General features: G+C 61.9%; 9 protein-coding genes. 4 read left to right on the forward strand and 5 right to left on the reverse strand.

From position 1 onward, the window contains the following. The first annotated feature begins 122 nt into the window (after nucleotides 1-122). Both PE058_RS11350 and PE058_RS11355 read left to right on the forward strand, forming a co-directional pair. Nucleotides 123-2,423 (forward strand): bifunctional diguanylate cyclase/phosphodiesterase, encoded by a 2,301-nt coding sequence (locus PE058_RS11350; RefSeq protein ID WP_271028426.1) that lies wholly within the window; start codon nucleotides 123-125, stop codon nucleotides 2,421-2,423. Nucleotides 2,424-2,578: 155 nt separating this feature from the next. Beyond that, complete coding sequence (locus PE058_RS11355) at nucleotides 2,579-3,352, forward strand: hypothetical protein (protein ID WP_271028427.1); 774 nt, start codon at nucleotides 2,579-2,581, stop codon at nucleotides 3,350-3,352. A 28-nt stretch (nucleotides 3,353-3,380) separates the two neighbouring features. Here the strand turns inward: PE058_RS11355 and PE058_RS11360 are convergent, their stop codons facing one another. Further along, entirely contained in the window at nucleotides 3,381-3,677 is a 297-nt protein-coding gene (locus tag PE058_RS11360; RefSeq protein WP_271028428.1) for a hypothetical protein, read from the reverse strand. 154 nt (nucleotides 3,678-3,831) lie between these two features. Then, on the reverse strand, nucleotides 3,832-5,649 hold the full coding sequence (locus PE058_RS11365; protein ID WP_020087844.1) for a putative bifunctional diguanylate cyclase/phosphodiesterase: 1,818 nt from the start codon (nucleotides 5,647-5,649) through the stop codon (nucleotides 3,832-3,834). A gap of 217 nt (nucleotides 5,650-5,866) precedes the next feature. Between PE058_RS11365 and PE058_RS11370 the strand changes: the two genes are divergently transcribed. Further along, nucleotides 5,867-6,484: a MarR family winged helix-turn-helix transcriptional regulator gene (locus PE058_RS11370; protein WP_271028429.1), complete on the forward strand. Its 618-nt coding sequence runs from the start codon at nucleotides 5,867-5,869 to the stop codon at nucleotides 6,482-6,484. 53 nt (nucleotides 6,485-6,537) lie between these two features. Here the strand turns inward: PE058_RS11370 and PE058_RS11375 are convergent, their stop codons facing one another. The 3 genes from PE058_RS11375 to PE058_RS11385 all read right to left on the reverse strand — a co-directional run bounded on the left by PE058_RS11375 (nucleotide 6,538) and on the right by PE058_RS11385 (nucleotide 10,803). Beyond that, nucleotides 6,538-8,565: a HAMP domain-containing methyl-accepting chemotaxis protein gene (locus tag PE058_RS11375; RefSeq protein WP_271028430.1), complete on the reverse strand. Its 2,028-nt coding sequence runs from the start codon at nucleotides 8,563-8,565 to the stop codon at nucleotides 6,538-6,540. 38 nt (nucleotides 8,566-8,603) lie between these two features. Then, the gene (locus PE058_RS11380) at nucleotides 8,604-9,374 is read right to left on the reverse strand and encodes a carbonic anhydrase (protein WP_198011249.1); all 771 of its coding nucleotides are present in this window, start codon (nucleotides 9,372-9,374) and stop codon (nucleotides 8,604-8,606) included. Nucleotides 9,375-9,726: 352 nt separating this feature from the next. Beyond that, nucleotides 9,727-10,803: an NAD(P)-dependent alcohol dehydrogenase gene (locus PE058_RS11385; RefSeq protein ID WP_271028431.1), complete on the reverse strand. Its 1,077-nt coding sequence runs from the start codon at nucleotides 10,801-10,803 to the stop codon at nucleotides 9,727-9,729. A gap of 293 nt (nucleotides 10,804-11,096) precedes the next feature. Between PE058_RS11385 and PE058_RS11390 the strand changes: the two genes are divergently transcribed. Further along, a complete protein-coding gene (locus tag PE058_RS11390) occupies nucleotides 11,097-11,801 on the forward strand; it encodes a hypothetical protein (protein WP_271028432.1) in 705 nt (234 codons plus the stop codon). The last annotated feature ends 133 nt before the right edge of the window (nucleotides 11,802-11,934 follow it).

The raw sequence follows: 11,934 nt of genomic DNA on the forward strand, positions 1-11,934 counted from the left end.
CGAAAATAAACCGTCCATTCACGATGATTTGAGAGAAGGCGCGCGAGTCCCCCTCATTAAACAATGACTTAGGCGTTGACGGGGATGATGACGGCGTAGAGTGCCAAAGGACCCGCAAACTAATGTTGTTGGGAGATACAACCGGCCTGTATGAAGGCGATCTCCGCCGGCTGACGAAAGTTATTCGGGCGGTAATTACGTTCTTTGGTCTGCTTTTGCTCGCAGTTATTGCATTTGCAGGTTGGTCGGCAAATCAAACTGCAACTGACAGAGAGCGTACTCTGCTCGAGAATGCGCTCAATCAGAGCATTGCCAACGTGCTCGACGGGCAGAAGAGCGTCGCCTGGTGGGACGATGCGGTACTGAAGATCACCGACGAATCCATCGATCTCGAGTTCACCGATGCGAATTTCGGAATCTTCCTGACCGAGACTTATGGTCATGACGAGGTCTACATCCTCGATGGCCAGGACAAGCCCATCTATGCCTATACGGATGCGCAGCGTACGGAGCCTGGCATCTTCGAGAAGCGGCGCGGGGACGTCTCGCCGGTCATCAACGAGGCGCGCCTCGGCAAGATTTCCAATCTAAAAGAGCGTCCGGACGAATTCGGACAGGCTCAGACCAACTACCGGATCCTCGCGGGTGCCGTGCAGCGGGCGCGTTGGGCGGGTCACATCATTTCCGTCGCCGGCCGTCCGGCCGTGGTGACGGCCATCACGATCGTGCCCAACGTCGATATGTCGGTGCTGACGGGCACGCCCAAGCTTCTCGTCAGTGTGATCTACATCGATGAGAACTTCGTGTCGAAGATCGCCCGATCGCTTCTATTGTCGCGCCTGGCGCTCACGCCCGAGCCGGTGCATGCGAGCGGCGTGCTGTCTCAGCCCTTTATCGGCGATGACAATGTGCAGCTCGGCTACCTGTCATGGGTCGGCCGGCGGCCGGGTCATGTGCTGATCACCATCATTCTGCCCTTGGTGGCCTGTGGTGTGTTCGCTACCGGGTTCCTGTCCAACAACATGTTCCGCCGGCTGCGGCGCGCGTCCGACGAGTTGACGCAGCGCGAGGCGAAGGCGCGCCATGCCTCGCGCCACGACGCTCTTTCGGGGCTTCCCAACCGGCAACATATGGTCGACGAGGTGGAGGCGCGGCTCAGCGCGGCCGACCTCGGTGTTCGGGGCCTGCGGGCGATCGCGGCTTACGTGGACATCGACCGGTTCAAGGACATCAACGACACGCTCGGCCACGAGGCTGGCGACAAGCTGATCAAATCGGTCGCCAAGCGGCTTACGGCGCGCTTGCGCTCTGACGATTTCCTTGCCCGCTTCGGCGGCGATGAATTCGCGGTGCTGTGTCTTTCGACCGATCCCGAGGCAGACCAGCTTCTGGCGCAGCGGATCGCCTCGGCGTTCGAGGAGCCGTTTGCGCTCGACGGACAGATCCTTCAGGTGACCGCCTCGGTCGGCATCTCGATGGCCCCCGAGCATGGCCGATCTGCGGACGAGTTGCTCCGCCACGCCGATATTGCCCTTTACGAGGCCAAGAATCTCGGGCGCAACCGCGCCGTCTCCTTCTCGGCCGAAATGGCCCAGCAAGTGGAAGCGCGCCGCTCGATCGAGGTCGACCTGCGGACGGCCATCGAGCGGGAGGAACTGGCGGTTCATTACCAGCCCATCATCTCCTGCCGGACGGGCGCCATCGTCGGCGCGGAGGCTCTGCTGCGCTGGAACCATCCGACGCGGGGGCCGATCTCGCCTGGAACCTTCATTCCCATTGCGGAGACCTCGGGTCTCATGGCTTCGCTCGGAACGTGGATGATCGAGCGCGCGATGCGAGATGCGAAGCAGTGGCCGCAGCTCGAGATCGCGGTCAACCTTTCGCCGGTCCAGTTCTCGCAAACTGATCTCGAAGCCGTCTTGAGGCGTCTCACCGCCGAGCATGGCGTGGCGCCGAAGCGCTTCGTGCTGGAAATAACGGAAGGCGTTCTTCTGGAGGCGACCGAGCACACGAAGTCCGTGCTGAACGCGATCCAGGCCATGGGCTTCCGGACCGCGCTCGACGACTTCGGAACGGGCTACTCGAGCTTGGCCTACCTCTGCAATTTCAAGTTCGACAAGATCAAGATCGATCGCTCGTTCGTCACCAACGTCTCCAATGCGCTGACCTCGCGCACGATCGTGCAGTCGGTGGTGTCGCTCGGCCGCGGGCTCGGCATGCAGATCGTGGCGGAAGGCGTGGAGACGGAATACGAAGCGCTGATGATGAGCCATTTCGGCTGCACGGAGCTTCAGGGCTACTATTTCTCGAAGCCCGTCGAAGCGAGCCAGCTCGGCCCGTTGATCGAGCAGTTCGAGCCTCGCCATATGGCGCCGATCGGTGAGCCTGCCAAGCTGCCCTCTCCCGAGAGCGCGACAGCTTGATTTTTCAAGCGCGGTAAGCTCTGTCTTTGTCCGCTGGCGATCACGCGGCAGCAGAGTGAGGCTGATCCGATGGATCGGATATGCTCATTTTGCTGCCTGGCGCACACGCTGCGGCGAGGGGTGCTGGCGTGCCGGTAGAGGCTAGGGGCGGAGCGATGGTCGACAATGACGAGACGGGCGGGGCGAGCGGAGCCGGCAACGCCGACTATCAGTGGGCGAAATTCGATTCCGAGGCCTACTTCCAGCACTACTACGGCGAGCCACACCCGGATGACGATCTCGTCATTCGCGTCGCGGTGGAGGCGCTGAAGGGCGCGCTGCCTACCGATGAAAAGCTCGATATCGTCGATGTGGGGACCGGTCCGAACCTCATTCCGTTCTTCTGCGCGCTGCCGCGTGCGCGCCGCCTGACCGCTTGGGAGTATGCGGAAACCAACGTCGCCTGGCTCAAGGAGGAGCTGTCTCGCGATGCCATGCGTCCGCAGTGGCAGCACTTCTGGGGCGTGACGCGGGATGCCTACGGCCCGGAATGGCAGTTGCCTGACAATCCCATTCCGGCGTTGCGCGAGATGTGCGTCGTCACGCAGGGCTCGATCTTCGATCTGCCGCGGCAGTCGTGGGATGCCGCGACGATGTTCTTCTGCGCGGAATCGATCACCGGGCGCCAGGACGAGTTCGAAGCCGCCTGCGCCGCTTATGCACGCTCGGTGCGAAAGGGCGGCACGCTTGCCGCGGCTTTCCTCGTGCGCTCGGAGGGCTATGTGGTCGCGGACAGGCCGTTTCCTGTTCTCAAGCTTTCTCCGGAGACGATCGAGGGCGTGTTCCGCCATCATGCGAGCAATGTGCGTGCGGAGCTGATCGGGATCGTCGACCGGGAGATCCGGAGTGGATACTCCGGCTTCATTTTCCTGACCGGTACCGCCGATTGAGGCTCCCTCGTCGCGCTTTCCTCGATACCTAGGGGGACGACAGGGGCTTCAGGCTCTCGATCTCGGCTCTGGTGGCTTCGAGCATCCTGCGGGCGTTGGTCAACTGCTCGAGCAACTCCGGCCCGCTGTTTGATTGTCTCGTTGAGGTCGCTGCTTCAGGGGTGTTTGCGGAGAGAGCGACGATGCTTTTTTCCAGATCCGTGATAACGCGTTCGATGTTGGCGCTGAGGTCGAGATAGGAGGCGAGCGCGGCTTCGATCGATCGCTCCAACGGCTCTGTGCCGTCCCTGGCCATTCGTTGGGGGAATGCGATTACATCGGCCATTGCTTCGCCCGCTGAGGAATGTGACGCCTTTCGCCGTCTTGGCGAAGGTCTATCCTGTCAACGCATGTTTGGGGTGCGGGTTCCGATGGGGCAAGGCCCGCCGCTCTCGTGATCCACGGCGAGCTGGCCCGATCCCGATGCCGATCGGAGCATGTCATTTCGAATCCAATCCATTCATCCTCAGGTTGCGGAGGATCTGGATGCCGCTTCCCCGAAGAGCCGTGAGCGGATCGTGGATGAGGCCTGCTAGCTCGTGCACGCCTTCCCGTGGAACGGGACGGGCGAAGAGATAGCCCTGGCCTTGCTCACAGCCGCTCTCGAACAGCATCTCGCGCTGCCGCTCGTTTTGGATGCCTTCGGCCAGAACCTCGAGGCGGAGGCAGCGGGCGAGGCCGATGATGGCCCTCACGATCGCGGCAGACGCCGGGTCTGTGGCGATGTCGGTCACGAAGCTGCGGTCGATCTTGAGCTTGTCGACGGGAAGCTTCTTCAGATAGGCGAGCGAGGAGTAGCCGGTTCCGAAGTCATCCACCGCGAGCCTCACGCCTGTCGCCTTCAAGGCGTGGAGTGTGGCCAGCGTCGCGCGGTCGTTGCCCATCAGCGTGCCCTCGGTGATTTCGAGCTCGATGTGCTCACCGGCAAGCCCCGTCTGCTGGAGCGCGTTTGCGACCGAGGCCGCGAAGTCGGGATGGTGGAATTGACGCGCGGAGATGTTCACGGCCATGGAGGTGAGTGCGAGACCTTGGTCGCGCCAGGCTTTCATCTGCGCGCACGCCTGCTGCAGCACCCACTGGCCGATGGGTACGATGAGGCCGGTCTCCTCGGCAACGGGGAGGAATTCCGCAGGCGGAATCATGCCTCGTACCGGTTCCTGCCAGCGAATGAGAGCCTCGAAGCCGAAAATGCGCTTGTCGGCGAGCGAGACGAGCGGCTGGAAATGGAGAACGAATTCGTTCCTGCTGAGCGCGTGGCGGAGTTGCGCATTGAGCGCGAGGCGGGAGTTTGCGACGGCCGTGAGGTCTGACGAGTACAGGCGGTATGTCGATTTACCAGCCGATTTTGCCTGATAGAGCGCGGTGTCGGCATGTTGGAGGAGTTGCTCGGGCGTGCCGCTGTCGTGGGGGAAGAAGCTGATGCCGGCGCTTGCGCCAATATAGATCTCCTCTCCGGAGGAAAGGACGAACGGCTCGCCCAGGCTGGCTATGAGCCTTGCGGCGAGAATGCGCGTTGCCTCCTCGGTGGTGTGCTCCAGGAGCACGATGAACTCGTCGCCGCCGAAGCGGGCCAGGAAATCGTTCATCCTGAGGGCCGAGCGGAGCCTCTGCGTCACCAGCGTGAGCAGCTCGTCACCCGCTCCGTGGCCGAGGCTGTCGTTGACGAGCTTGAAGCGATCGAGATCGACGAACACGACTGCGCCCATGCCCCCGTTGACCCGCACCCGTTCGAGCGCTTGATCCAGCTTCGCGCTCAGGAGACGGCGATTGGGAAGGCCCGTCAGCTCATCGTGGTGGGCGAAGTGGTCCAGCTTCAGTTCGGATTTCTTGATGCGGCTGAGGTCGGCGCTGCTGCCGATGAAGTGCGTGATCCGCCCCTCTCTGTTGCGCACGCTGCTGATGGTGAGGAGCGCCGGATAGACCTCGCCATTCTTGCGGCGGTTCCAGATTTCGCCTTGCCAGTATCCCGATTGGCTCACGCGGTGCCACATGTCGCGGTAGAACGCACGGTTCTGCCGGCCCGACTGAAGCGTTCGCATGCTCTTGCCGACGATCTCGAGAGCGGCATAGCCGGTGATGGAGGTGAACGCAGGATTGACGGCGACGACGATGCCGCTCGTGTCCGTGACGACGATGGCTTCCTGGGTCGAGTTGAAAACGGCGGTCGCCAGATTGACGACCGTCTCTGCATTGGGGCGCTCAGGGCCGCAGGTTGCCTGGGGGCGAACCGAGCCAGCGGTTGAGATAAGGTTTTCCATCGCGCCGGTTCCCCTGCTGTAGACTGCGACATGTTCGCCCAGCGGAAGTGAGGGGCCGGTTAACCGAAGGGGGCTTTTTACGCCGTTGAGGATGGCAAAAACCCTATGTTTGTCTGCGATGGCACCATCTGGTTGCGAACTAAAACTATCCGCACTCGTCAACTTGACTAAATGAGTTTGCATACTGATATTCCAGCTTCTTTTTGGCGGGGGCTGTATGCTGGCGCTTGAGATCGGGGAACTGCTTCTGCAGCTCAGCAGGGGTATGCTTGCAGAGCGCGAGGGTGACCGGTTAACGTCGGCGCAGTGGCTCGCGCTGCGCTTCTTTTCGAGAGCCAATGTGTTCAGCCGCACACTCTCGGGCCTCGCCGCCTATCAGGCGACAACGCGCGGTACGGCTTCGCAGACCATCAAAGCGCTCGAGCATCGCGGCTACCTCAGGAGAGAGAAGTCTCCCTACGACGGCCGCAGCTCTATTCTCACCGCGACGGAGAAGGCGCAAAAGCGGCTGGCCGAAGACCCGCTGGCGTCGATTTTCAACGATATCGACCATCTGAGCGACCAGAAGCAGGAGCTGCTGCGCGATATTCTGAGGCGGCTCGTTGGGCAGCTCGGCGGCGAGACGCGGCGTCAGGCGGTTGGGAGCTGCCGCGATTGCATCTTCCTGCTGATCCGGCGATTGAAAGCCGAGGGCAACAACGTTCACGTCAACTTCTTCTGCAAGTGCATCGGATTGCCGGTGAAGGAGTGCGATCTGGGATTGCTCTGCACATCCTTCCAGGCCAAGGCCGAGGTGCTTGCGGTTGCTGAAGACGAATTGGAGCGAGGCCGCTAGGCGCTCGCTCCCTTTTCTGGTGACGGGGCGCTTTCCATTCCGCCCGTCTGTACTTATGCGGCCCGCACGGTCGCGAGGAACGATCTCACGGCATCGCGCAAGCTGCCGCTTTCGCTCGAAAGCTGCTTGGCGGACGAGAGAACCTGCGAGGAGGCGCTGCCCGTCTCGAAGGCGCCCTTGCTCACGTCCGTGATGCTAGTCGCGACTTCCGAGGTTCCCTTGGCCGCTTCGAGCACGTTGCGGCTGATTTCCTTGGTCGTCGCGCCCTGCTGCTCCACGGCCGCGGCGATGGCGCCCGCAATTTCGGACATGCGGTTGATGGTGCCGGTGATGTCCTTGATCGCGCCGACCGCTTCGCCGGTCGCGGTCTGCATGTCGGAGATCTGAGACGAGATCTCGTTGGTGGCCTTGGCGGTTTGCGCGGCGAGCGCCTTGACCTCCTGTGCGACGACCGCAAATCCCTTGCCGGCGTCACCCGCTCGCGCCGCCTCGATGGTGGCGTTGAGGGCGAGCAGGTTGGTCTGTCCTGCGATCGTGTTGATAAGGCCGATTACGTCGCCGATGCGATCTGCCGAGTGGGAAAGCTCGCTGACGCAGTCGTTGGTTTTCGATGCCTGGTGGACGGCCTGAGACGCGATGATGCTGCTCTCCTGAACTTGCCGGCTGATTTCCTGGACTGTCGAGGAGAGCTGCTCGGAGGCGGCCGCCACACCCTGCACGTTGGTCGAGGTCTGCTCGGAGGCGCTGGCCACGGAGCCCGAAAGCGACTGCGTGGTTTCGGCCGTGCGGGCGAGGGAGCCTGCGGCCACCTCGAGCTGAGCGGATGCCGAGGAGACGGTGTCGACGATGCCGCCAACTGCGCGCTGGAATTCGTCGGCCAGCTTGTGCATATCGGCCTTGCGCTGTTCGGCCACGCGGCGCTCGTTATCGCGCCTCTCGATTTCCATCTGCTCGATCTTGAGCAGGTTGTCCTTGAAGATGCGAGCGGCACGCGCGTTCTCGCCGACCTCGTCCTTGCGCTCGGTGAAGGGGACCGCGACGGACTTGTTGCCGTTAGCGAGCTCGAGCAGCACCGCCGAGACGGCGCGAATGGGATTGGCGATGCCGCGGCCGATGAGCCAGGAGAGCACGATGCCGCCGATCAGCCCCGCGAGCGACAGGACAAGGGCGGAGCGCTGGGAGGACGAAATGAGATCGAGCGTCTCGCGCTCCAGCTTGTGCTCCTCCTCGACGCCGCTCACCTTGATATCGCTGGAAAGCGTCGCAATCTCTTCGGCGATCTTGCGCATCTCTCCGTTCACGAGCGTATCGACCTCGTGATAGTCCTCGGCCGCGCCGGCAAAGGCTTCCTGGTACGTGCGGGTGGTGGCGGCGACGTTGTCGTAAGCCTTTCGTGCGTCTTCCGCGAGGTGGAGCTTGCCGATCTGCGCAATGACGGTCGCGAGGTTTCGGAAAGCGCCCTCCGCGGCTTCCTTGGCGCTCTCCTCATGGCGGGCGAGCAGCTTGTTCGCATTCAGCCGGGCGATCATCAGGTGCTGCATCGCCTCATTGCCCAGGATCACGACGTTGGCGTTGCCGCTTCCGGCCCCGCTTTCGATCATGGCGTTGATGTTGCGGTAGAGCGTTTCGCCGGCCGGATCGAGCACATCCTTGATCTGGGTTTTCTGGTCGCGACGGAGCGGGGCCAGTTTGTCGAGGCTCGCGGTGTAGATCTCGAAGTCCTTGCCGATGGCACGCATCTTAGCAAGGCGTTCGGGGTTCTTGATTTCGTCGAGCCCCTTGGCGATGTCGGCCGAAAGCTTGTGCCGGATCGCATTTGCCTTCTCGAGATCCTCTTCGTGCCCGTTGATCGAGAATTCCCTCACGAGGCGGCGGAACGCGAGAAACTCACGATCCACATCGCGGGCGATGCCGACCACCTTCACGCGCTGTGCGTAGGTTTCGAACTCATGCCCGAGTGCGACGAGCGTTTTCAGGCTTAGCCCTGCCACGACGATCAAGATGGCCAGGACTGCGGCAAATCCCGCAGCGATCTTGGTGTTGACCTTGAGATTGTTGAAGGCCGTAGCGAGGGCGTTCATTGCCTTATCCTCTTGAATGGGGGTACGGGCTGCGGGGTTCACGGGCTGGCTTCGATGAGGAAGCGATTGTTCTTTCTCTGCACGGGGCGCGCGTTATTCGGGAACAGAGCCGCGAATTTCTGAATCTGGGCCGGAGAGGCTTCGATAGGATCGCGGAAAACGGTCCACACCAGTCCCTCCGAACAAGGCGGCGTGGTGAGAGATCCGGCATAGCGGAAGTGATTGCGCGCGGCGGGAAGCAGGCTCGACGGGTCGATCTCGACATCCGCGACGGTGGCCGCACCTTCGCTGGCCGGCATTCTCGAGAAGATGCTGTCGAGCGCGGGGTTGTGGCTTCCGGATGCAACGAAGACGCCTATGACAGCGAGAGCGCCGTCGGCCGACTTGTGGACCAAATGCAATTCCATGTCGAACGCTTTGCCATCCAGCAAATGCTCGCTTGGGTGATGGAAATGAAACTGTGCGAGATCATAGCGCGTGTCAGCGATGCTGAAGGCGCATCCGGTGCTGCAATCGGCCTGAATGGTATGGCCGTTGTTCAGCACCTTGAACGGGACGTTGTGATAATCGATCGCGAGCGATCCGAGATCGGCTTTCAAAGACCCTGAGAGATCGATAGGCGTCTGCTCCAATCCGAGGCGGCACACCTTGAAATCAGGAGAAAGCTCGCCCCAATGGGCGGGTCCCGTTTGACCTTCGTAGGACCAATGGGATTTGTGATCCGCTCCGGGAGCATGTGATTGGGCGCTTTCGTTTCCCGCGTGAGCGGAGAAGCCGGAAAGTCCACAGGCGCAACTCGCAGTTGCCATTTTCAGGAAAGTGCGTCTTCCGATGTGCACGAGATTCACCTTCGATTAACATGACTTATTATTTTTCTTTTCGAGCGCCACATTGCCGCAGATATGGCTTATTGAGTGTTAATCGTGTGCTTGAAATCAGATGGTTTATATCAATCCGATGATATTTTTATTCCCTCGTTTGCAATTTGAAATCATTTCCAATGTGGTTCCCTACGTAAAATCTTTACTTTTTAAATAAAGATGCGTATGCGCCACGTTTGGCGCGCGGTGTGGTCGCCTCAAACCAAACTAAAAAGAGCGCGCCTCCGTTCTTCGAAAGCACGCTCTTCGTCTCATCCGGGACGTTTTTGCGGGGAGGCCGCTACGGTGTTACGGCAACCTTCAAGACCCCGTCGCGCTGGTTCGCGAACAGATCATAGGCGTCCTCAATCTGGTCCAGAGTAAAGCGATGGGTGACCAGACCGCCCAGGTCCACGCGGCCGGAGGCGACCACCTCCATCATGCGCCGCATCCGTTCCTTTCCCCCTGGGCACAGCGTGGTGCGGATCGATTTGTCACCGAGGCCGGCGTTGAGAGCGTCCACGGGGATCTTGAGATCGGACGAGTACACACCGACACTCGAGAGCACCCCGCCCGGGCGGAGGACACGGAGGGCGGATTCGAAGGTTCCCTGGGTGCCCAGAGCTTCGATCGAAACGTCGACGCCGCGCCCGTCGGTGTGGCGCAGGATGGCGTCCACCGGGTTCTCCTTCTTGAAGTCTATGACGATGTCGGCTCCCATGCGCTTTGCCATGTCCAAGCGGGCAGGAACGGTATCGACGGCGATGATGGTGGTGGCGCCCATCAGCTTCGCGCCAGCCGTGGCGCAGAGACCGATCGGACCCTGAGCGAAAATGGCGACGGTGTCGCCGATCCTGATCTGGCCGGTCTCGGCGCCTGCAAAACCCGTGGACATGATGTCGGGGCACATGAGGACCTGCTCGTCCTTCACGTCGTCACGGATCGCGGCGAGGTTGGCCATGGCGTCCGGAACACGCAGATATTCTGCCTGGCACCCGTCGATCGTGTTTCCGAACTTCCAGCCGCCGATGGCCTTCCAGCCGTGTTTCGTCCCCGCTCCGTCCTGGGCGCCGCAGCCGCATAGGCACGCGTTGCTCCAGCCTGAAGGGGTGATGGCGCCAGCGATGACGCGCTGGCCTTCGCGGAAGCCTTGCACGCCCGAGCCGAGCTTCTCGATGATGCCGACCGGCTCATGGCCGATGGTCAGCCCTTTTTCGACGGGATATTCGCCTTTCAGGATGTGAACGTCGGTTCCGCAGATCGTGGTGGTGGTGATGCGGATCAGGGCGTCGGTTGGGCCGATGTCCGGCACCGGCTTCTCGTCGAGCACGATGCGTCCCTTTTCGACGAAGATTGCGGCCTTCATCTTCTTGGTCATGTCTCGATACTCCTGTCTGGAACGGGGAACGCCTCCCGGGTGTGGAGCGAGAGCCGCTCGTGGTGCGGTGGTGCTCCGACGCTCCGGTGTTGCGGTCCGCTTATGCGGCCGACCCTTGTTTATTCGCTCGTCGCGCTTGGATCTCTGTTTTGGATCAATGGTCTGGCGTCGCCCTGTCACGGATTTGCGGGTGCGTTCCGGCAAGCCGGGCGGTTTTGTTGTTGCGGTGCGAGGGCCGTGCTAGGCAGGAGAGCGGCTTGGCTGGGGTCTCGGGGGCCCCCTCTTGATCTTCAATGGGCATGTTCACACGCGGCGTGGCGTTTCTCATCGTTTGCTTTCTCGCGTGGGCAGAAGCTGCGGCTGGTGCCGGCGATGCGGGGAAGGGTGCGCCACCCCCGGCGGCTGCTGAAGCGACAGTCGCGACGGACCCCAAGGCTGGCGCGGCTTCAGGGCAGGGCGGCGAGGTGGGCGCAGCGTCCGGCGTTCCTGATGTCTACAAGCTCAACCTTTTGATCCGCACCACGATCATCGCCCTCAACCAGGCGAACGCCACGGGCAACTACTCGGTGCTTCGCGATCTCGCGGCGCCCGGCTTCCAGGAGGCCAACAATCCGGCGCGTCTCGCGGAGATCTTTGCGCAGGTCCGAGGGCGGAACCTGGACCTCTCGCCCATTCTGTTCTTCGAGCCCAAACTCGTGCGCCATCCGGCCATACAGGCGAATGGCCATCTGAGGCTCTCGGGGTATTTCGAAACGCTTCCCGAGCGGGTGAGCTTCGACCTGGCCTTCGAGCGGAGCGAGAAAGACTGGAAGCTCTTCGGGATCGCGATCGAGGTTGCGGCGCCTCCGCCTTCGCAGAGCGCGACCGCAACGGGCGAGACCCCCGGTCAGAAGGTGTCCCCGCTCGCTTCGTCCCCAAAGGACGCGAAGTCGAACGCGGAGCCGAAAGCCCCTTCGTCCAAGGCGGAGTCCCCCAAGGCGCAGAAGAAACAGCCCTGACGCCTCTGCCCTGCACTCAGCGGGGCCCCGCGTTTCCTTTCTCAATCGGTCCAGAGGCTTGGGGTGCGCGCCTGGAGCGCAACCCGCATTTCGTTTCGAAACTTGATCGTGGTTTTCTTGCAACGCGCGGCCC

The sequence above is a fragment of the Hyphomicrobium sp. DMF-1 genome (assembly GCF_027886585.1).
Lineage (GTDB): Bacteria > Pseudomonadota > Alphaproteobacteria > Rhizobiales > Hyphomicrobiaceae > Hyphomicrobium_C > Hyphomicrobium_C zavarzinii.